Consider the following 19587-nt stretch of genomic DNA (forward strand, 5'->3'; position numbering starts at 1 on the left):
CATACCGCAGCTGCCGCATGCTTCGGTCCTACGGCGCTTTCGTGCGCTCATCGCCTCCGCCTATGCCCTGTGCTGTCTGCCCACCCCGGGCGGGTCTCGCTTCGCCCCGTGCTAGAATCGGCTCATCCCCCTTATCAGACTTTGCAAAGCGATAGCCCGATGAAAACACTGGTGATTGCCAGCCGCGAGAGCCGCCTGGCGATGTGGCAGGCCGAGCACATCAAGGCCCGTCTCGAAGCGCTCTACCCCGACCTTTCGGTCTCCATCCTCGGCATGACGACGCAGGGCGACCAGATCCTCGACAAGACGCTGTCGAAGATCGGCGGCAAGGGCCTGTTCGTGAAGGAACTCGAGGTCGCGCTGGCCGAAGGCCGCGCCGACCTCGCCGTGCATTCCATAAAGGATGTGCCGATGGCGCTGCCCGAAGGCTTCGCGCTGGCGGCGATCTGCGAGCGCGAAGACCCGCGCGACGCGTTCGTCTCCAATAAATACGCGTCGCTGGCCGAACTGCCCGACGGCGCGGTGGTCGGCACGTCGAGCCTGCGCCGCGAATCTCAGTTGCGCGCGCGCTACCCGCACCTGGTCGTTAAACCCCTCAGGGGCAACGTGCAGACGCGGCTCGCCAAGCTGGACGCCGGCGAATTCGACGCGATCATCCTTGCCGCCGCGGGCCTGAAGCGCCTCGAACTGACCGAGCGCATCCGCACCGAACTTTCGCCGTCCGAGAGCCTGCCCGCGCCGGGCCAGGGCGCGCTCGGCATCGAGATCCGCGCCGACCGCGACGACCTCAAACAACTGCTCGCGCCGCTCGACCACGCCGACACGCGCGACTGCGTGCTGGCCGAACGCGCCTTGTCGCGTGAACTCGGCGGCAGCTGCCAGGTGCCGCTCGGCGCTTACGCGACGCTGACCGACGACGTGGTCACGCTCGGCGGCTTCGTCGCCCACCCGGACGGCTCGGTGATGCTGACCGCCACCGCCAGCGCGCCGCGCGACTACGCCGACGCGCTCGGCCGCGCCGTCGCGAAGAAGCTGTCCGACGACGGCGCCGACGAGCTGATCGCCGCGGTGCTGGCGCGGGACGCCGAGTGAGTCTTAGCGGCCGCACCGTCCTCGTCACGCGGCCGGCCGGACTGGCCGCGCCGCTCGCCGCGCGGCTCGAGTCCGCCGGCGCGACGCCGCTCGCCTTCCCGGTGATCGAGCTTAAGCCCGACGCGGCCGCGCTCGAAGCCTTGCCGCGAAGCCTGGCCTGCGCCGACTGGGTGATCCCGGTCAGCCCGAGCGCGATCGACTTCGCGGCCGACGCCTTGGGCTCGGCCAAGCTTGAAAAGCTGCGTTTCGCCTGCGTCGGCGCGGCCAGCGCCCGGCGGCTTGCCGCGCTGACGGGAAAAGCGATCGTCCATCCGGCGGGCGAGACGAGCGACAGCGCCGCGCTGTTGGCCGAGCCCGGTTTCTGCGTGCGGCCGGGTCAGCGCGTGCTGATCCTGCGCGGCCACGGCGGACGGCCGGAGCTGGCCGACGCGCTGACGGTTCTTGGCGCATCGGTCAGCTTGGCCGAGCTCTACCGTCGTGTCGACGGCGCGCCCGATTGGGCCGCCTTCGATGCAGCGGTAGACGCCGGCACGCTCGCCGCCGCGCTCGTCACCTCGGGCGAGATCGCCGAACGCTTATTCCAACTGGCTGGCCCGGCCCGGGCCGAGCCATTACAATCGTTGCTGTACGGCGTGCCCCACCCGCGCATCGCCGAACGGCTGGCGGCGCTCGGCGCCCGCCACATCGTCACAACCCGGGCCTGCGACGACGCGCTCGTCGAAGGCCTCCAGAACTGGTTCAGCCATCAGCCATGAGCGAAATCCCGACCGCCGCGTCCGTCGACCCCGTACCGCCTGCCGCCAAGAAAACGCCGGTGAACCTGGCGCTGATCGTGGCGCTGGCCGCGCTCGGCGTGGCCGGCTGGCAGTATTACGAAACCCGCCAGGAACTCGCGAGCGTCAAGCTACAGCTCGCGCAGAAGCTGGCCGAATCGGGCGGCGCCGCGAAGGAGTTGCGCGGCCTGACCGAACAGGCGATCTCGGGCAACCGCGCGACCGACGCCAAACTCGCGCGCGTCGAAGACCAGGTCGCGCTCGCGACCGGCCAGTACGCGACGCTGAACAACATGTACCAGGAGCTGACGCGCGGCCGCGCCGACTGGCTGCTGTCCGAGATCGAGCACACGCTGGCGGTCGCGAGCCAGGAACTGCAGCTGGCCGGCAACGTCAGCGGCGCCATCGTCGCGCTCGAGAACGTGAATTCGCGCCTCGACCAGTTCGACCGCCCGCAGCTGATCGCCTTGAAACGCGCCGCCGCGCGCGACCTCGAAGCGCTGAAGGCGTTGCCCTACCTCGATTCGGTCGGCCTGACGGTGAAGATCGACCGGCTGATGCTCGCGGTCGACAGCCTGCCCTTGGCGGTCGACAACCACCGCCTCGGCCCGGCCGCCCCGCGCGCCGCCTCGCCGCAGCCGGCCACCGCCAGCTGGTGGGAACGCCTGACCGGCGAGATCGGCTCGAGCTTCGGCGAACTGGTGCGCATCCGTCGCATGGACAAGCCAGAGGCGCTGCTCTTGTCGCCCGAACAGGGCTTCTTCCTGCGTGAAAACCTGAAGCTGAGGCTCCTGGACGCCCGCCTCGCGCTGACGCAGCGCGACGGCAACACCTGGCGCGCCGACCTGACCGCCGCCAACACCTACGTAGAGCGCTACTTCGACCGCGATGCGCCGTCGACGCGCCAATGGCTCTCCGGCTTGGCCGAGCTCGACAACGCGCCGCTCGACGTCAAGCTGCCCGACCTGACCGCCAGCCTGAAAGCCGCGCGCGACGCACAAGGTCCGCAGGACAACGCCAGAGGAATGACGCCGTGAAATTCGTGCTGTGGATCGTCGGGCTGTTCGCCCTCGCCGTGCTGCTGGGGCTCGCCTCCACCGTCAACAACGGCTATGCCATCCTGTTCCTGCCGCCGTACCGGATGGAGGTGTCGTTCAACCTGCTGATCGTCGGCGTCATCGTACTGATCCTGCTCACCCACGGCGCGCTGCGCCTGATCGGCGCCGCCGCCAGCCTGCCGGCCGAGGTGCGCCGCTTCCAGCGCCAGAAGAAGCTGAAGGCCGCGCGCCACGCGCTGCGCGAGGCCGGCCTCGCCTTCTTCGAGGGGCGTTACCAGAAGGCCGAACGCGAGGCCGCGCACTCGATCGAGGACGAGTACTCGCCCGAGAACAAGGCGCTGGCGCTGTTGATCGCCGCGCGTTCGGCCGCCGCGACCGGCGACACCGCCAAGCGCGACGCCTACCTGACGCAACTGGACGCACTGCCCGAACGCCTGCGCCTGGCGCGCCACATGCTCGAGGCCGAACTGAAGCTCTCGGCCAAGGACCCGCTCGAGGCGCTGGCCGCGGTCGAACGCGCGCGCGCGCTGTCGCCGAACCTGACTTCCGCGCTGCGCCTGGAGCTGAAGATCCGCCTGATGCAGAAGCAGCCGGACGCGGTACTCGCGCTGACCGAGAAGCTGTTGAAGGCCGACGCGCTCGAACCCGAGCAGGCGCGCCGCTACCGCATCGCCGCGTACAACCAGCAGCTGACCGGCTTCACCAGCGGCGCCGAGGTCGCGCGCTGGCTGAAGAAGGTGCCCGACGTCGAACGCGCGAACCCCGACCTGATGCAGGCGGTGATCGACCGCCTCTTGCTGCTGGGCGACGACGCGCAGGCCGCGCAACTGTTGTCGGCGAGTTTCGACAAGGGCGAGGCGTCGCCCGAGTTGTCGCGCCGCCTCGGCCAGCTGGCCGAGCGCCTGCCGGCCGCGACGCGCGTCGAACTCTTGTCGCGCGCCGAGAAGTGGCTCGCCGCCAGCCCCGACGACCACTGGCTGCTCGTCGCGCTCGGCCGCCTCGCGTTCGCCGAACAGCTGTGGGGCAAGGCGCAGAGCTATCTGGAAGCGAGCCTGTCGCTGCAGACGACGCTGGCCGCGCATGCCGAACTCGCGCGCCTGTTCGAGGCGACCGACAAGCCCGAACTGGCCGAGCGCCATTACCGTCAGAGCGTCGAACTGGCGCTGAGCGACGAAAACTGAGATGGCGACCTGAGGTGATGATGGAGTTTTACCGACTGCTGCACGAACAGGGTTTCGGCGGCCGCAAGCAATGCAAGCAACTGATCGAGGCGGGTCTGGTCGAGGTCGCCGGCGTCGTCGAGGACGACCCGCGGCTTGAGGTCGACCCTGCGGAACTGGCCGAGATCGTCGTCGACGGCGAGACCTGGCCGCTGGTGCGCGGCCACCTGTATATCCTGCTCAACAAGCCGGCGGCGCACGAGACCTCGCACAAGCCGACCTACTACCCGAGCGTGTTCACGCTCTTGCCGTGGCAGTACTCCAACCTCGACGTGAAGGCGGTCGGCCGTCTCGACGCCGACACCACCGGGCTGTTGCTGATCACCACCGACGGCCAGTTCGTCCACGCGCTGACGTCGCCGAAGAAGCAGGTCGGCAAGGTCTACCGCGTGACGGTCAAGCACCCGATCGTGCAGGACCTCGTAAACCAGCTCCTGGCCGGCGTGCTGCTGAAGGACGACGACATCGTCGTGACCGCCGACGCGGTGACGGTGATCGACGAGCACACGCTCGACATGACGCTGTTCCAGGGCAAGTACCATCAGGTCAAGCGCATGGTCGCCGCAGCGAGCAACCGCGTCGAGGCGCTGCACCGCATCAGCCTCGGCGAGATCGCGCTGGGCGACCTGCCCTCCGGCGAATGGCGGCATCTGACGCGCGAAGAACTCGCCGCGTTCGGTTTCTGAGGCCCGGGTATCCGACACGACGACAAGCAAACACCCCGCTCTGAGCGGGGTGTCTTGTTTCGGGGCCCGGCCAACCTTGAAGGCCAAGGTTGGCCGAGCCTTCTTTAAAAAGCGCCTAACGCACTAGAGGCCCGTAACGTTTCACGGCATCCTCGAGCCCGCCGAGGTTCTCGAGCTTGTGGTAGCCGCGGCTTTGCAGCGCCTGCAGCGCCTGCTCGGAACGGCGGCCGCTGCGGCAGTACAGCGTGATCGGCGTGCCGCGGTCGGGCGCCACTTGCTCGACGATGTCGCCGACCTTATCGACCGGCGCCGACAGCGCGCCCTTCACGTGGCCGCTCGCGTATTCCTCGTGGGTGCGCACGTCGACGACCAGCCGCCCGTCGACCAATTCGGCGGCCTGCGCCAAACCCATCGCGCAGGCAAAAAGCAGCGCCAGCATCCGTTTCATCTCCGACTCCTTCACGCGTCGCTCACCGCCCCCCAATTATAGGGTTCGGCCGTGCACACCCGGTTGCGGCCGCCGCTCTTGGCGGCGTAAAGCGAGGTGTCGGCCGCGTCGATCAGGCTCTCGGCGTCGTCGCCCTGCTCGGGCATCGCCGCGACGCCGATCGACACCGTCAGGTGCAGCTCGCTGCCGTCGGGCAGCAGCACCGGCGTGTTCTGCAGCTCCTCGCGCAGCCTTTCGCACTTGATGCGCGCGTCGGCCAGCGACGAGCCGGGCATCACCGCGATGAATTCCTCGCCGCCGAAGCGGCAGACGATATCGCCGCTGCGGAAACGGTCGGACAACAGCGCGCCGAGCGTCGACAGCACCTTGTCGCCGGCGCTGTGGCCGTGGCGGTCGTTGACCTGCTTGAAGTGGTCGACGTCGAGCATCATCAGGCTGACCGGGCGGGACAGCGCCGCAAAGTGCGCGAGCACGCGGTCTATGCTCTCGTCGAGGTAGCGGCGGTTGAACAGGCCGGTCAGCGGGTCGCGCACCGCCTGCTCCTTCAGGCCCTGCTGCAGCGATTCGATCTCCTCGACCTGGCGCTTGAGCGCCGCGTTGGCCGAGTGCAGCCGCTGTTCGAGCGCCTTGCGTTCGCTGATGTCGTTGATGCCGGTCAGCACGTGGCGACTGCCGTCCAGACGCACCATCTGGCACGACAGCAGCGCCCAGAACGCGCGGCCGTCGGCGTCCTGCAACTCGACCTCGATGTCGTTGACCTGGCCCTGCACCTGCAACAGCACCGCCACCTGGTCGCGGTTGGCCGGGTCGACGTAGAAGTCCTGCACGTAGAGCGCGCGTTCGGCGAATAGCCGTCTGTGGAACAGCGCCTCGGCGCGCGGGTTCGCGTAGATCACGCCGCCGTCGGACAGGCGGTTCATCACCATCGGGAACGGCGACGCGTCGGCGACCAGCTTGAAGCGCGACTCGCTCTCTGCCAGCTGGCGCGTGCGCTCGCCGACCTTCTCCTCGAGGCTCTGGTTGGCGACGCGCAGCCGGTCCTCGGCCAGCCTGCGCTCCATCACCAGCGCGCCGACCACCAAGAGGATCACCGTCTGGCTGACGATCATCAGCCCGGCGGCGGTCAAGGCCTGGCTATTGCTGTCGACGAAGAAGGCGCCACGCTCCTCGACCGCGCCGACGATGGCGAGCACCGACACCAGGCTCGCCAGCAGGTGGGCGTAGCGCAGCGGTACGCGGGCGGCGGCCCAGCTGATCGGCAGCAATAATAGATAAGGCAGGCCGGAATAGAGGCCGGACGGGTTGGACAGCAGCGACAGCACGAGGAAGGAGGACAGCAGCACCACCGCGGTGAGCCCGGCGCGCTCGGAAAGGCCAATCTTCGGCAACAGGTCGGGCCGCTGCAGCGGCAACAGCCACAGCATCATCACCGGCGCGAACAACAGCGTGCCCGACGCGTCCGACAGCCACCAGCGCATCGCGGTGAACAGGAAGGACTGCGACAGCAGCGCGCCGTTCCACGACAGCACCAGCGCGCCGCCGAAGGAGGTGATCAGCGCCGCCAGGCCGACCGCGGTCCACAGGAAATGCCAGACGTCCCTCGTCGAGAAGAAAGGCGGGCGGTTGCCGACGTGGCGCTTCAACAGGTGCACGCCCAGCCACGGGCCTAGCGAGTTGGCCAGCGACAGCGTCAGCGCAGCGCCCAGAGGCTGCGCCTGCGACACGCCGTTGATGGCCATCGAACCGAGGAACAGGCCGACGAGGCCGGCGGCGCCGAAGCGCCAGGCGGCGGCGAAGGCCAGCGCCGACGGCAGCCAGATCGGCGCCGGCATCAGGCCGTAGCGGGCGAAATAATGCGTGCCGAACAGACCGACCGCCCAGTAGCCGAGCGCAACCGCCGGCACGACGACAAGCCAGGTCCAGCCCGGATTCAGGCGTACATGCTGTCTCACAACCACCCCGCTTTCATGTCTGCAGCACCTTATGGCGCCACATTTTATTTTTATGTCATTTTTACTCTCATTTCGAGCGTCGCGATGAATTCTTCAAACGCCGTCGATGATTTATTAAGCAATATCCGAAACTGCGCTTTATGCCAAGAGAATTTACCGTTCGGGCCCCGCCCGGTGCTGCGCGCGAGCGCTTCGGCGCGGATCCTGATCGTCGGCCAGGCGCCCGGCTCTCGCGTGCACGCGAGCGGCGTGCCGTGGGACGACGCCTCGGGCGAACGGCTGCGACGCTGGCTAGGGCTAGGGCCCGAACTTTTCTACGATGAAAGCCAAATCGCGATCGTGCCGATGGGATTCTGCTACCCGGGGCGCGGCAAGAGCGGCGACTTGCCGCCGCGCCCCGAGTGCGCGGCGACCTGGCACCCGCTGCTGATCCCGCTGCTGACGTCGGTCCGCTTCACGCTGCTCGTCGGCCAGTACGCACAGCGCCACTTCCTCGGCGACGCGGCCGGCAGCACGCTGACCGAAACGGTCGCGGACTGGCGCTGCTACTGGCCGCGCTACGCGGTGCTGCCGCACCCGAGCCCGCGCAACCAGCTGTGGCTCAAGCGCCATCCGTGGTTCGAACAGGACTGCGTGCCGGCGATCCGCGAGCGCGTACACGCCGTGCTGGCCGGCGCAGACTGAGCATTCTGTTACATGCATAATCACATGTAATTCGTTCCGTTCATTACCATTGCCCCGCCGACCGTGCGACCTATCCGTTTTTTTTACGCCTTCCCCCTCGCCGCCACCCCGCTCGATACTGGCGATCCAGCCCTCGAGCGGGTCGAAGTTGGCCGAGGCCCACTCGGCGCCCCACGCCGCACGGTAGACGACCGAGACGGGCTCGGCCGGTTCGGCTCAGGGCCCCGCTGCATTCGCTTGCGCCACACCCCGCGCCGGCGGCAGACTCGGGCGGAACCGGCGCCGCGCCGAATCCCTTTGCCGTGAGGACAAGCCATGACGCTGATCGCCTTTGAGCAGGCGCTCGCCTTTCTCGCCGCCGCCATCCTGATCACGCTGTCGCCCGGTCCGGACAACCTGATGGTGCTCGGCATGGGCGCGAGCCGCGGTCGTGCCGCCGGCGTCGCCTTCGGTCTCGGCTGCGCGACCGGCTGCCTTACGCACACGCTCTTGGCCGCGCTCGGCGTGAGCGCGCTGATCGCCGCGTCGCCGGTCGCGTTCACCGCCTTGAAGGTCGCCGGCGGCGCCTACCTGATCTACCTCGGCGTCATGGCGCTCAGGAGCCGCGGCGCGGCGCAGTCGGGCGCGCTGTTGCCGGAGGCCTCGCTTGCCCGCCTGTTCGCGCGCGGCCTCGTCGCCAACGCGATCAATCCGAAGGTGGCGCTGTTCTTCCTCGCCTTTTTGCCGCAGTTCGTCAGCGCCGGCGCCGGAGCCCCCGGCTGGCAGATCGCGCAACTGGGTGTGTTATTCACCTTGCAGGCAGCGTTGCTGTTCTCCTTGCTGGGCCTGGCCGCCGGCCGCGTCGGCGCCTGGCTCGCGCGCACGCCGGCCGCCGCGCGCTGGCTCGACCGCGTCGCCGGCACGATCTTCGCCGCGCTCGGCTTGAGGCTGATCGTCTGCCGCTGAACCGTCCCGCCACCGTTAAGCCCCGAGCCGGGTGCGCCGTGCCGCGTGGGTCGACTCAGCGGAACAGCGCGAGCACCGCCTCGGGCGGGCGGCCGAGCGCGGCGCGGCCGTTCGCGACGACAATGGGCCGCTCGATCAGCCTCGGGTGCGCGACCATCGCAGCGATCAATTGCTCGTCGGACAGCGCCGGATCATCGAGCCCCAGTACTTCGTACTCGGCCTCCTTCTTGCGGATGAAGTCGCGTGGCGACAGCCCGAGTTGGCCGAGCAGCGCGGACAGCGTCGCCGCGTCGGGCGGCGTCGCCAGATACTCGATCACGGCCGGCTCTATGCCCTTCTCTTGCAGTAGCGCGAGCGTCTCGCGCGACTTGGAGCAGCGGGGATTGTGGTAGATGGTGACGTCGCTCATCGCGTTCCTCAGTGGTTTCATCAAGGCGGGGCGTCAGTGTAACGTCCCGGCGCCCGCCTTGAGCCCGTTATGAAGCGGCTCGCGAGCCGCGCCTTCCATCTTCAGGAGTTTTCATGCACCCCTACCTGTCGCTCGCGGTCGCCATCGTCGCCGAAGTAATCGCGACGAGCGCGCTCAAGGCGTCCGACGGCTTCACCCGGCCGCTACCGAGCCTGATCGTCGCCACCGGCTACGGCCTCGCTTTCTGGATGCTATCGCTGGTGCTCAAGACCGTACCGGTCGGCGTCGCCTACGCGCTGTGGAGCGGGCTCGGCATCGTGCTCGTGTCTCTGGTCGCGATGGCCGTCTACGGCCAGAAGCCCGACCTCGCCGCCATCGCCGGTATCGCGCTGATCATCGCCGGCGTCGTCGTGTTGCAGCTGTTCTCGAAGATGAGCGCGCACTGACTCCGAACTTTCCCAGCACATCGCAATAAACCGACGCCGATTGACACCATAGATTCATCGTCTACCAAGAAATCAGCGTCGCGACGCTGCTGCCTGAGCTACCGCCGGCATGGCCGCTACGTTTTCGCAACGGAGGGACGAGATGGCAAAGGATATCGCGGTGTTCATGGACGGCACGTGGAACGACCCCGACGCGCACACCAACGTCTACCGGCTGTTCAGCGCGCTGCGCGCCGGGCCAGAAGAGACGGTCGACGAGAAAGAGGGCCCGGTCAAATGCGCGTACCGCCAGAGGAAGGGCGACTCGCTGATGGCGCTCTATCTCGACGGCGTCGGTTCTTCCGGCGAAGACCGCTTCACCGGCGGGGTGCTTGGCGCCGGCCTGCATAGGAGAGTGATGGACGCCTTCCTGCTCGTGTCCAGCCATTACGTCAAAGGCGATAGGATCTGGCTATTCGGCTTCTCGCGCGGCGCGTGGTCGGCGCGCAGCCTCGCCAGCTTTATCGCGCGCGCCGGGCTGCTCACGGCCGAAGAGCTCGATGACGGCGCCGTCCTTGCCAGGCTCGAGGCCCGCAGCCTCTGGCTGCAGACCAAGGCCGAAGCGATCCGCAACGAGGGGAAGCGGCCGCGGGGCGAGGATTTCTGGGCCGCCAACGGCGAGAAGCCGATCCAGCTGGTCGGCGTCTGGGACACGGTCGGCGCGCTCGGCGTGCCGTTCTTCAACGGGATGCGGCTGATCGACCTGGCAGAAGAGCTCAGGCTGGACTTTGCCGACCTGTCGCTGAGCGAGCGGGTGCGCTACGGACGGCACGCGATGGCGATCGACGAGCAACGAGAAGACTTTTTGCCGACACCGTGGGCGCCGCGCGCCGACGGCTCGATCAAGCAGGTGTGGTTTGCTGGCGTCCACGCGGACGTCGGCGGCGGCTACCCGGAGAAGGGGCTGTCCGACATCACGCTCAGCTGGATGGCGGCGGAAATCGCGTCGCTGGAAAACCCGTTGCCGATAGACCTGAACCAGTTGCTACCGACGCCTGCGCCGCTCGCGGTGCAGGACAGGCACGACGAGGCGCAGAACCGGATGTGGAAGCGGCGCCCGCTCTCGCCGCGGCACATCCCGGACGACGCTGAGCTCGCACCCGAGGTCAAGGAGCGCTTCGACAAGCGGGACGACTACCGGCCGCCGTCGCTCGAGCACCACCCGCAGACGCAGGCCTACTACAAGCCGCCGATCAAGCCCGAAAAGATCTTCTCGTCCCAGCCCACCGTCAGGCTGGCGCCGGGAGAAGCCTTGCGCGACTATGTCTTCGCCAACTGCTGCTGGAACGCGACCGGCATCGCCGTCAGCGCGGGGGAGCGCTACCGTATCGACGCGCCGGACGGCACGTGGAAGGACAAGGACCACACGGTTTCCGCCTCCGGCTACGACTCGCCCAACCCGATCATGAAAGCCGCCGAGGGGATGAGGAGGCTGGAAGACGCGCCGTGGTTCTGCCTCGTCGCCTGCGTCAACGCCGACGCGACGCTCGAGTCGCACAACCCCGACGCCGGTAACGCCGTCACCGGCATGATCCAGAGCCTGACGCACTCGGTTGACCGGTTCGACGAAAACTCGCAGCTGCAAGCCGTCGGAAAGTCGGCCGAGCTCCAGATCGACCGGGACGGCTACCTGTACCTGTTCGCCAACGACGCTTCGTGGGCCTACTCGAACAATAGTGGGAGCCTTATCGTCACCATCACGCGCCTGTCGTGACCCGGCTGCCCGGATGATTACGGGCGAGCGATTCTGCACGCGCGGGCTCGGCCAGCGTTGGCCGAGCCCTTCTATTCGGCCGGCCGTTCGAGCTGCCACAGATCGTCCTGCAGCCGCTCGAAGCGCTCGGCGACGACCTTCTGCGCATCGGCGATCCCGCGCTTGTACGCGAGCGGCGCGATCTTGTCGGCGACGAAGCCGAGCACGAATTGCGCGTCGAATCCGCCGAGCTCGACGTCGAACTCGCGCGCGAGGTAGGCCTGCAGCTCGGGCGCGAGCGCGGCGAGTTGCTCGGGGGTGAGCCAGGGGGTGGACATCGATCTGTTCCTTGAGGTCGAGGCAAATAGCGTAGCGCCTGCGCCGGGGTCCGGAAAAGAAAAACGCCCGGCAGAGACCGGGCGTTGGCATGAATCGGCGCGCAGAAACTCGGCGCGGGACGGTTAACGCGACTTCGGCGGCGCGAACAGCGCGGAAGTCTGCGAACGGGGCTTGCCCTGGCCGCGCGGCGCGCTGCCCGAGGTCGGCGCCGGTTTGGCGTGCGAGTGCGGCGTGTCGCCGCGGCCACCCTTGGGCACCGGCCTCGGACCGGCGTGGCCCTCGGCGGCGGCTTTGTGCGGCTGGCGCGGCTTGCCGCCCTGGCCTTGACCCTGGCGCTGGCCTTGTCCCTGACCCTGGCGCTGACCACCCTGACCACCCTGGCCGTCGCGACGGCCACCGCCGCGCTGACCACCACGGCCGTTGATGATAGGTTCGGGCGCGACCGACAGGTCGGCCTCGAAGCCGGCCACGGTGAACTGCGCGATCGACAACTTGGTCAGCTTTTCGATGTCCTTCAACAGCTTCAGCTCGTCGACGCACACCAGCGACACCGCGCGGCCGGTGGAGCCGGCGCGGCCGGTGCGACCGATGCGGTGCACATAGTCTTCCGGCACGTTCGGCAGCTCGAAGTTGACCACCTGCGGCAGCTGGTCGATGTCCAGGCCCCTAGCGGCGATGTCGGTCGCGACCAGCGCCTGCAGCGTGTTCGACTTGAAGTCGGCCAGCGCCTTGGTGCGCGCGCCCTGGCTCTTGTTGCCGTGGATCGCCGCGGCCGGGATGCCGGACTTGTCGAGCTTCTCGGCCAGCCGGTTGGCGCCGTGCTTGGTGCGCGTAAACACCAGCACCTGGTGCCAGTCGCCGTCCTGGATCAGGCGCGTCAACAGGTCGGTCTTCTTGTCGCGGTCGACGAGGTGGACGCTCTGGTCGACCAGTTCGTTGGTCGTGTTGCGGCGCGCGACCTCGACCAGCTTCGGGTTGTCGAGCAGGCGGTCGGCGAGCGTCTTGATCTCGTCGGAGAAGGTCGCCGAGAACAACAGGTTCTGGCGGCGCGCCGGCAATAGCGCCAACACCTTGCGGATGTCGTGGATGAAGCCCATGTCGAGCATGCGGTCGGCTTCGTCGAGCACCAGGATCTCGATGCCGGACAGGTCGACGGTCTTCTGGTTCGCGTGGTCGAGCAGGCGGCCCGGCGTCGCGACGAGGATGTCGACGCGCTTTTTCAGCGCCTGCGCCTGCGGGTTGAAGCCGACGCCGCCGAACATCACCATCGACGTCGTCTTCAGGTATTTCGAGTAGGTGCGGACCGATTCCTCGACCTGCGCGGCGAGTTCGCGCGTCGGCGTCAGCACCAGCGCGCGCGGGCGACCCGGGCGCGCGTTCTCGGGCGGGGTTTCCAAGAGGCGCTGCAGCAGCGGCAGCGTGAAGCCAGCGGTCTTGCCGGTGCCGGTCTGCGCGGCGGCCAGCAGGTCGCCGCCGGCGAGCACTTGCGGAATCGCCTGTGCCTGGATCGGCGTCGGGGTCGTGTAACCGGCGTCGGCAAGCGCGCGCAGGATGGGCTCGGCCAACTTCAGGTCGGCAAAAACGGGGATGCTCATGGTTCACCTATATCGCGACGGCCTGTCGCAAGCGCGACACCAATCCAGGCAGACGGAGAAACTTGGGGGGTTGGAGGACGGTGCGCCCGGGATTGGGATGACGGCGCACGCGAAAGGCGGCCAGTGTACCGCGCCGCGGCGGCTACGGCGAGCGCGCCGACCGTTTCGGCGTCATTCACGCCGTCGAGCCGCGCTGCCGGCCGGCACGAAGTCGCGTGCAAGTTTAAATAAAGATGTCGCATAATTTATGCCATTCCACTTGTCCGGCCCGTCCCATGTTGTCCGCCCTTCGTTTTTTGCTGCTGCTCGTGCTCGCCGCCGTGGCAAGGGCGGGACCGGCGGTCGCGCTCGAGCCCGGCACCCTCTCGGCCAAGCTCGCGGACCATGTAGAGGTGCTCGCCGACCCGGGGCACGCCTTCGACCTCGAAGAGGTGATCGCCCCGTCGAACGCCGCGCGCTTCGCGCCCGCCGCCCGCGGCGGCAACGACGTCAACTTCGGCTACAGCAAGAATACGTACTGGCTGCGCTTCACGATCGAGCCCAGAACGAGCGGCCGCTGGCTGCTCGACGTCGGCTTCCCGTCGCTCGACTCGATCACCGTCTACCTGCCCGCCGCCGGCAAGCGCTACCACATGGGCGACACGCTGCCATTCGCCGAACGGCCGCTGCCCAACCGCAACTTCCTGGTGCCGGTCGACCTTCGCGCCGGCCAGCCGCAGACGGTCTATCTGCGCGTCGAGTCCGAAGGCAGCCTGACCGTGCCGCTCACGCTGTGGGAGGCCGAGGCCTTCCGCAACCACGACCAGGACCGGTACGCGATGCTGGCGCTCTACTACGGCATGCTGCTCGCGCTCGGGCTCTACAACCTCTTGCTGTACCTGTCGCTCAGGGACCGCAACTACCTCGCCTACGTCGCCTTCGCCGCCAGCATGGCGGTCGGCCAGTTGTCGCTCAACGGCCTCGGCAACCAGTACCTGTGGCCCGCCTTCCCGGCCTGGGGCAACGTCGCGCTGACCTCGGGCTTCGCCGCGACCGGCTTCTTCGGCGCGCTGTTCACGCGGCTCTTCCTCGCCACGCGGCGCCATACGCCGAAGCTCGACACGCTGATCGTCGCGCTGGCCGCCGGCTTCGCGATCGCCGCGTTCGGCCCGGCCTTCATGCCCTACCGCTGGGCGGCCATCCTCACGTCCTTGCTCGGCGCGAGCTTCGCGGTGGTCGCCGAGGTCGCCGCGATCCGCTGCCTGATCCGGCAGCAGCCGGGCGCGCGCTACTTCCTGCTGGCGTGGACGCTGCTGTTGGCCGGCGTCGCGATGATGGCGCTGAGGAACCTCGGCTGGCTGCCGACCAACGCGCTGACCAGCCACGCGATGCAGGTCGGCTCGGCGCTCGAGATGCTGCTCTTGTCGTTCGCGCTGGCCGACCGCATCCAGACCGCGCACAGCGAGAAGGAGCAAGCGCAGGCCGAGGCGATCGCGACCAAGGAAACGATGCTCGACGTGCTGCGCCAGCACGAGCAAGAGCTCGAGGCGCGCGTCGCCGAGCGCACCCGCGAACTGGCGCGCGCCAACGCGCGCCTCACCGCGAGCGAGAACAAGCTCAGCCACCTCGCGCACCACGACCCGCTGACCGGGCTGGCCAACCGGCTGCTGCTGCACGAGCGGCTGGCGAGCGCGATGCTGCGCGCACAACGGAGCGGCGAGATGCTCGGCGTACTGCTGATCGACCTGGACGGTTTCAAGCCGGTGAACGACCGCTTCGGCCACGATACCGGCGACAAGCTCTTGATCGCCGTCGCCGGCGCCTTGAAGGCGTCAGTACGCGACACCGACACCGTCGTGCGCCTCGGCGGCGACGAGTTCGTGCTGCTGCTCGAAGCGCTGCACAGCGCCGACGACGCCGGCCGCGTCGCCGACAAGCTCCTGGCCAACCTGCGCCGCGTCAGCGCCGCGCTCGACTGCCCACTGGCCATCAGCGCCAGCGTCGGCATCGCGCTCTACCCGACGCACGGCCTCGACGCGCCCACGCTGCTGCAGCAGGCCGACGTCGCGATGTACCGCGCCAAAGAGGCCGGGCGCGATCGCTGGTGCCGGCAGCCGTAAAGGCGGCGACGCCCGCGCAAGGGCCGCAGCAAGCTTGGCCTCGGCCAACCTTTTCATGGGCAACGCGTCAGTTGCCGTTGGGCGCCGGCAGCGCGGCTCGCGGCGGGCCGTCGGGCGGCAGGCTCAAACGCTCGCTGTTGCCCTGATCGCAAGCGAGTTCGACCTCGCGTTCGCGCAGCGCAAGCAGCGTCAGCCCATCGGCCAGCTTGTCGCCGACGCGCCGGCTGGCAAAGCTCGGCCGGGCCCCGGGCGTCGCCGGTTGCCATGCCGCTTGAGACGGCCAGCGCGCCGCCGGCCGTCTTCAGAAAGTCGCGACGGTTGAAACGTGACATTGACGCACTCCAGGTGAATAAAGCCTGGATGCGAGGGTAGGCAGCCGCGGTGACACGGCCATAAAGGAATTGCTTTAGCCGAAGCTAATATCGATGAAAAGACGCGGGCGATGGCATTTTTAGCCTTGAATCACGCGCCAAACGCATGAAGCCGGCCGGATACCGTCCATATTCCGTTGCAGTTTTGGCATGACGAGCGATAGTAACTGCCGAAGAAAAGGGCGGCCCGCCGGCCGCCCTTTTTCCTAGACTGGAATTCTCATCCCCCTAGGCCCCCCAGACGCTGGCTCAGCCGCTGCACCTGCGGGCCGAACACGACGACGATGGCGAAGGCCGCCGGCCACGCGGCGACGAAAGCGCGGCCCCAGAAGCCGGCGAAGCCGAGGTTCAGCCAAGTGACCCAGCCGGTCATCAGCAGCGACATCAGGCAGGACATCAGGCAGGACATCAGGCCGGCGAAGACGAGACGCAGACGGAGCGTGTCGGACATGGGTAAAACTCCTTGAGAATCAAGAGGACGCGTTACCCATATGCTAGAGTTCAATTATTCCTGCAACTACATCCGTTTCCTCAATCTCAGATTGCAAAAAACGACATCATGCTCGACGACCTCGCTTTATTCATTGCGATTGTCGACGCCGGTAGCCTGCAGGCCGCGGCGCGACAACACGGCCTGCCGCCCGCCACGCTGACGCGCCGCCTGCAGCGGCTCGAGGGCCAGCTCGGCTGCCGTTTGCTGCACCGCAGCGCGCGCCGGCTGCTGCCGACGCAGGCCGGCCAGGCCTACTACGAGCAATGCCGGCCGCTGGTCTCGGCGCTGAAGCAGACGACCGAGGCGCTCGACGTCGGCATGAACAAGGTGCAGGGATTGCTGCGGGTGCTCGCGCCGGTGAACCTGGCGCGCGGCCTGCTCGCACCGGTGTGGACGCGCTTTTTGGCCGCCCACCCGGAGATCCGCCTCGAACTTTTCCTCAGCAATCACAACGAAGACCTGTGGCAACACGGCGCCGACGTCGCGATCCGCGTCGGCGAACAGCCCGATTCGACGCTCTACCAGCGTCGCCTGGGCACGGTGGAACTGGTCGTGGCGGGATCGCCCGCCTACCTTGCCGAGCGCGGCGTGCCGACCCACCCGGTCGAGCTGTCGGCTCACGAATTGTTGGTGATCGAACCGTTCGGCCCGTGGCGCTTTCACGACCCCGACGGCGGCCAGACGCTGACGATAGAACCGTCCGCACGCTGCAAGCTCAACGAGCTGGCGCTGGCGGTGACCTTGGCCGAGGCCGGCCTCGGGCTGCTCTACTGCCCGAGGCTGATCGCACACGAGGCGCTCCAGACGGGGCGCCTCGTGCAAGTGATGCCCGGCTGGACGTCACCGGGCCGACCGCTGTACGCGGTCTGGCCGCAACGCCAGCAACCGGCCAAGGTGCGTGCGCTCATCGAGCACCTGTCGGACTTCGCGCTCGCAACGCCCTTGTTGCAGGGTGCAGGCCCGGCCGCGCTCCACTCGCCACCAAGGAGTGATCATGCTCCCGCTTCGCACCTTGACTGAAACGGCCTGCCTCGCCGTCGCCCTCGCCGTCGCCCTCGCCGTCTGCGGCGCGCCGGCCGCCGCCGGCGGCCCCAGGGACAAGGAAGTCCTCGTCTATCCGCTGTTTCCGGGGCCGTTGCCCAACGGCTACCCCTTGCCCTATCGCAAGGTGACGCCGATGGACATGCGCCTGATGACGGCGGCCGAGAAAGGCTCGCTGCAGGGTGTCGAGGCGGCGCTCGCCGCCGGCGCCAGCGTCCAGCAGCGCGACATGGGCGGCAATCTCGCGCTGCACCGCGCCGCCGAGCGCGGGCATCTGGCGTGCGTCGCGCGGCTGACGTCGGCCGGCGCCGACATCAACGCGCTCGACGGCGACCGCGAAGACGTGCTGTCGATCGCGGTGCGCACGCGCAACCCGGCGCTCACCAGGTTCGCGCTCAATCTCGGCGCCAACCCGGCGCAGGTGGTGTCGCGCCACCGCGGCACCGCGCTGATCTACGCCGCCCACCTCGGCGAAGCCGACACCGTGCTGCAGCTGATCGCCGCCGGCGCGCCGGTCAACCACGTCAACGCGCTCGGCTGGACCGCGCTGCACGGGGCGGTGATGCTCGGCGACGGCAGCGAGCGCTACAACGACATCGTCGCCGCGCTGATCCAGGCCGGCGCGCGCACCGACCTGGCCGACCGCAACGGCCGCAACCCGCTCGACTACGCGCGCGCGCGCGGCTACCAGAACATCGTCGCCACGCTCGAAGCGGCGCCGCGGCTCTAGCCCTTCTTCCGGCGCCGCAACGGCGCCTGTACCCATGCGCGGACCGCCCGCTGGGGCTGTGCGGCCCGACGCCGCGCTGCCAGCATCGAAGACCTCTGCCATCTCCCCGAGGCCTTGCGATGTCTTCCCGCGCCATCCCCATCGTCCCGATCAAGATCCACCCGCGCCTGCCCCGTGGCCGCTTCCACAACGGCCGCGTCGCTATGGTGCTCTTGACCCAACTGCTGTTCTTTGTCATGCCGTGGCTGACATGGCACGGCCGCCAGGCGGTGCTGTTCGACTTCCCCGGCAGCCGCTTCCACCTGTTCGGCCTCACGCTCTTGCCGCAGGATTTTGTTTATCTGGCCGCGCTGCTCATTTTCTGCGCGATCGCGCTGTTCTGGTGGACGGCGCTCGCCGGCCGGCTGTGGTGCGGTTTTTCCTGTCCGCAGACGGTGTACAGCCAGATCATGGTGTGGATAGAGCGCGCGATCGAAGGCGACCGCAAGGCGCGCATCGCGCTCGACGCCGCGCCGTGGTCGGCGAAAAAACTCGCGCTGCGCTCGGCGTCGCACGGCACGATGGTCGCGTTCTCGCTCGCAACCGGCTTCACCTTCGTCGGCTGGTTCGTGCCGGTGCGCGAGCTCGTCGGCCACGTCGACGGCTGGCCGCTGTTCTGGCTCTTGTTCTACGCCGCTTTCACCTATCTGTTGGCCGGGCTCTTGCGCGAGAAAGTCTGCCTCTTCATGTGCCCATACGCGCGCTTCCAGGGCGTGATGTTCGACAAGGACACGCTGGTGGTCAGCTACGATGCGCAACGCGGCGAACCGCGCGGCGGGTTGAAGAAGGACGCGACCGCACCGCGCGGCGACTGCGTCGACTGCGGCCTGTGCGTGCAGGTCTGCCCGACCGGCATCGACATCCGGCACGGGCTGCAATACGAATGTATCAACTGCGCCGCCTGCATCGATGCCTGCGACGAGGTGATGGACAAGATAGCCGCGCCGCGCGGGCTGATCCGCTTCTCGAGCGAGAATCGGCTCGCCGGCAAGGTCGACAGCGCGCGGCGCCTGCTGCTGCGGCCGCGCGTCGCCGTCTACGGCGCGCTGATGGGGATCGTCGGCATCGCGACCGCGTACGGCTTCGCGACGCGCGCGCCGCTCGAGATGAACGTGCTGCGCGACCGCGCCTTCCTGGTGCGCGAGACATCGGACGGCTGGCTGGAAAACGGCTACACCGCGAACCTCGTCAACACCGGCGATGAGACGCTCATCCTGAGCTTCAGCGTCGACGGCCTGCCGGGCGCGAAGTTGGCCGAGCCGACTATCGTGACGCTGGCGCCCGAGAAGAGCGCGTCGGTGATGCTGCGCGTAGAGGCGCCGCCCGAGGCGGTGCAGCGCGGCAGCCAGCCGTTGCGCATCGTAGCCTACGCAGCAGACGAACCAGGTGTGTCTGTAGGCGAGAGCTCGCGCTTCATCGGGGAATGATGGAAAGG

The 19587-nt window shown here is 68.2% G+C and carries 20 protein-coding genes; 13 read left to right on the forward strand and 7 right to left on the reverse strand.

Translation table 11 applies throughout. The features are described from left to right. Positions 1-159: 159 nt before the first annotated feature. The 5 genes from hemC to DWG20_RS04835 are packed head-to-tail and all read left to right on the forward strand — an operon-like array spanning position 160 to position 4829. The gene (gene hemC / locus DWG20_RS04815; RefSeq protein WP_115432742.1) at positions 160-1092 is read left to right on the forward strand and encodes a hydroxymethylbilane synthase; all 933 of its coding nucleotides are present in this window, start codon (positions 160-162) and stop codon (positions 1090-1092) included. Beyond that, positions 1089-1847 (forward strand): uroporphyrinogen-III synthase, encoded by a 759-nt coding sequence (locus tag DWG20_RS04820; RefSeq protein ID WP_115432743.1) that lies wholly within the window; start codon positions 1089-1091, stop codon positions 1845-1847. Before hemC ends, DWG20_RS04820 begins: the two co-directional genes overlap by 4 nt. Then, complete coding sequence (locus DWG20_RS04825; protein ID WP_115432744.1) at positions 1844-2902, forward strand: uroporphyrinogen-III C-methyltransferase; 1059 nt, start codon at positions 1844-1846, stop codon at positions 2900-2902. Before DWG20_RS04820 ends, DWG20_RS04825 begins: the two co-directional genes overlap by 4 nt. After that, complete coding sequence (locus DWG20_RS04830) at positions 2899-4104, forward strand: heme biosynthesis protein HemY (RefSeq protein WP_115432745.1); 1206 nt, start codon at positions 2899-2901, stop codon at positions 4102-4104. Before DWG20_RS04825 ends, DWG20_RS04830 begins: the two co-directional genes overlap by 4 nt. Positions 4105-4124: 20 nt before the next feature. Next, the gene (locus DWG20_RS04835; protein WP_115434731.1) at positions 4125-4829 is read left to right on the forward strand and encodes a pseudouridine synthase; all 705 of its coding nucleotides are present in this window, start codon (positions 4125-4127) and stop codon (positions 4827-4829) included. A gap of 115 nt (positions 4830-4944) precedes the next feature. Here the strand turns inward: DWG20_RS04835 and DWG20_RS04840 are convergent, their stop codons facing one another. Both DWG20_RS04840 and DWG20_RS04845 read right to left on the reverse strand, forming a co-directional pair. Next, positions 4945-5277, reverse strand: coding sequence for a rhodanese-like domain-containing protein (locus DWG20_RS04840; RefSeq protein WP_220272009.1), 333 nt, complete (start codon positions 5275-5277; stop codon positions 4945-4947). Positions 5278-5288: 11 nt separating this feature from the next. Beyond that, positions 5289-7235, reverse strand: coding sequence for a sensor domain-containing diguanylate cyclase (locus DWG20_RS04845; protein WP_245944771.1), 1947 nt, complete (start codon positions 7233-7235; stop codon positions 5289-5291). Positions 7236-7403: 168 nt separating this feature from the next. Between DWG20_RS04845 and DWG20_RS04850 the strand changes: the two genes are divergently transcribed. Further along, positions 7404-7913: a uracil-DNA glycosylase family protein gene (locus DWG20_RS04850; protein WP_245944772.1), complete on the forward strand. Its 510-nt coding sequence runs from the start codon at positions 7404-7406 to the stop codon at positions 7911-7913. 315 nt (positions 7914-8228) lie between these two features. Then, positions 8229-8858, forward strand: a complete 630-nt coding sequence (locus tag DWG20_RS04855) for a LysE family translocator (protein WP_115432747.1) — start codon at positions 8229-8231, stop codon at positions 8856-8858. Positions 8859-8913: 55 nt separating this feature from the next. On the opposite strand, the gene arsC is transcribed toward DWG20_RS04855, so the two are convergent. Next, positions 8914-9267, reverse strand: coding sequence for an arsenate reductase (glutaredoxin) (gene arsC, locus DWG20_RS04860; RefSeq protein ID WP_115432748.1), 354 nt, complete (start codon positions 9265-9267; stop codon positions 8914-8916). A 113-nt stretch (positions 9268-9380) separates the two neighbouring features. On the opposite strand from arsC, the gene DWG20_RS04865 reads away from it, so the two are divergent. Both DWG20_RS04865 and DWG20_RS04870 read left to right on the forward strand, forming a co-directional pair. Next, on the forward strand, positions 9381-9713 hold the full coding sequence (locus DWG20_RS04865) for a DMT family transporter (RefSeq protein ID WP_115432749.1): 333 nt from the start codon (positions 9381-9383) through the stop codon (positions 9711-9713). 142 nt (positions 9714-9855) lie between these two features. Beyond that, positions 9856-11466, forward strand: coding sequence for a DUF2235 domain-containing protein (locus DWG20_RS04870; RefSeq protein ID WP_181880975.1), 1611 nt, complete (start codon positions 9856-9858; stop codon positions 11464-11466). Between the two features lie 71 nt (positions 11467-11537). Here DWG20_RS04870 and DWG20_RS04875 read toward each other — a convergent pair whose 3' ends face one another. Continuing rightward, positions 11538-11783 carry a DUF2164 domain-containing protein gene (locus DWG20_RS04875; protein WP_115432751.1) on the reverse strand — a complete coding sequence of 82 codons (246 nt, stop codon included), beginning with the start codon at positions 11781-11783 and terminating at the stop codon, positions 11538-11540. Between the two features lie 123 nt (positions 11784-11906). Further along, on the reverse strand, positions 11907-13379 hold the full coding sequence (locus DWG20_RS04880) for a DEAD/DEAH box helicase (protein WP_115432752.1): 1473 nt from the start codon (positions 13377-13379) through the stop codon (positions 11907-11909). A gap of 275 nt (positions 13380-13654) precedes the next feature. Between DWG20_RS04880 and DWG20_RS04885 the strand changes: the two genes are divergently transcribed. Beyond that, positions 13655-15478, forward strand: coding sequence for a diguanylate cyclase (locus DWG20_RS04885; protein ID WP_220272010.1), 1824 nt, complete (start codon positions 13655-13657; stop codon positions 15476-15478). A gap of 53 nt (positions 15479-15531) precedes the next feature. Here DWG20_RS04885 and DWG20_RS16695 read toward each other — a convergent pair whose 3' ends face one another. Together DWG20_RS16695 and DWG20_RS04895 are read right to left on the reverse strand one after the other, a co-directional pair. Then, a complete protein-coding gene (locus DWG20_RS16695) occupies positions 15532-15810 on the reverse strand; it encodes a twin-arginine translocation signal domain-containing protein (protein ID WP_115432754.1) in 279 nt (92 codons plus the stop codon). Positions 15811-16069: 259 nt separating this feature from the next. Next, positions 16070-16300 (reverse strand): DUF2798 domain-containing protein, encoded by a 231-nt coding sequence (locus tag DWG20_RS04895; RefSeq protein WP_115432755.1) that lies wholly within the window; start codon positions 16298-16300, stop codon positions 16070-16072. Positions 16301-16408: 108 nt separating this feature from the next. On the opposite strand from DWG20_RS04895, the gene DWG20_RS04900 reads away from it, so the two are divergent. From DWG20_RS04900 to ccoG, 3 genes are all read left to right on the forward strand, one after another. Beyond that, the gene (locus tag DWG20_RS04900) at positions 16409-17362 is read left to right on the forward strand and encodes a LysR family transcriptional regulator (protein WP_115432756.1); all 954 of its coding nucleotides are present in this window, start codon (positions 16409-16411) and stop codon (positions 17360-17362) included. Beyond that, on the forward strand, positions 17337-18113 hold the full coding sequence (locus DWG20_RS04905) for an ankyrin repeat domain-containing protein (RefSeq protein WP_115432757.1): 777 nt from the start codon (positions 17337-17339) through the stop codon (positions 18111-18113). Before DWG20_RS04900 ends, DWG20_RS04905 begins: the two co-directional genes overlap by 26 nt. Before the next feature lie 119 nt (positions 18114-18232). Further along, on the forward strand, positions 18233-19579 hold the full coding sequence (ccoG, locus tag DWG20_RS04910; RefSeq protein ID WP_115432758.1) for a cytochrome c oxidase accessory protein CcoG: 1347 nt from the start codon (positions 18233-18235) through the stop codon (positions 19577-19579). Positions 19580-19587: the final 8 nt, after the last annotated feature.

This window comes from Crenobacter cavernae (assembly GCF_003355495.1).
Lineage (GTDB): Bacteria > Pseudomonadota > Gammaproteobacteria > Burkholderiales > Chromobacteriaceae > Crenobacter > Crenobacter cavernae.

What these genes read in the sequence shown, in the direction of transcription:
- hemC (WP_115432742.1), top strand. Translation starts at nt 160, where the DNA reads ATGAAAACACTGGTGATTGCCAGCCGCGAGAGCCGCCTGGCGATGTGG.
- DWG20_RS04825 (WP_115432744.1), top strand. Translation starts at nt 1,844, where the DNA reads ATGAGCGAAATCCCGACCGCCGCGTCCGTCGACCCCGTACCGCCTGCC.
- DWG20_RS04835 (WP_115434731.1), top strand. Translation starts at nt 4,125, where the DNA reads ATGGAGTTTTACCGACTGCTGCACGAACAGGGTTTCGGCGGCCGCAAG.
- DWG20_RS04840 (WP_220272009.1), bottom strand. Translation starts at nt 5,277, where the DNA reads ATGAAACGGATGCTGGCGCTGCTTTTTGCCTGCGCGATGGGTTTGGCG.
- DWG20_RS04855 (WP_115432747.1), top strand. Translation starts at nt 8,229, where the DNA reads ATGACGCTGATCGCCTTTGAGCAGGCGCTCGCCTTTCTCGCCGCCGCC.
- arsC (WP_115432748.1), bottom strand. Translation starts at nt 9,267, where the DNA reads ATGAGCGACGTCACCATCTACCACAATCCCCGCTGCTCCAAGTCGCGC.
- DWG20_RS04865 (WP_115432749.1), top strand. Translation starts at nt 9,381, where the DNA reads ATGCACCCCTACCTGTCGCTCGCGGTCGCCATCGTCGCCGAAGTAATC.
- DWG20_RS04870 (WP_181880975.1), top strand. Translation starts at nt 9,856, where the DNA reads ATGGCAAAGGATATCGCGGTGTTCATGGACGGCACGTGGAACGACCCC.
- DWG20_RS04875 (WP_115432751.1), bottom strand. Translation starts at nt 11,783, where the DNA reads ATGTCCACCCCCTGGCTCACCCCCGAGCAACTCGCCGCGCTCGCGCCC.
- DWG20_RS04880 (WP_115432752.1), bottom strand. Translation starts at nt 13,379, where the DNA reads ATGAGCATCCCCGTTTTTGCCGACCTGAAGTTGGCCGAGCCCATCCTG.
- DWG20_RS04885 (WP_220272010.1), top strand. Translation starts at nt 13,655, where the DNA reads ATGTTGTCCGCCCTTCGTTTTTTGCTGCTGCTCGTGCTCGCCGCCGTG.
- DWG20_RS16695 (WP_115432754.1), bottom strand. Translation starts at nt 15,810, where the DNA reads ATGTCACGTTTCAACCGTCGCGACTTTCTGAAGACGGCCGGCGGCGCG.
- DWG20_RS04895 (WP_115432755.1), bottom strand. Translation starts at nt 16,300, where the DNA reads ATGTCCGACACGCTCCGTCTGCGTCTCGTCTTCGCCGGCCTGATGTCC.
- DWG20_RS04900 (WP_115432756.1), top strand. Translation starts at nt 16,409, where the DNA reads ATGCTCGACGACCTCGCTTTATTCATTGCGATTGTCGACGCCGGTAGC.
- DWG20_RS04905 (WP_115432757.1), top strand. Translation starts at nt 17,337, where the DNA reads ATGCTCCCGCTTCGCACCTTGACTGAAACGGCCTGCCTCGCCGTCGCC.
- ccoG (WP_115432758.1), top strand. Translation starts at nt 18,233, where the DNA reads ATGTCTTCCCGCGCCATCCCCATCGTCCCGATCAAGATCCACCCGCGC.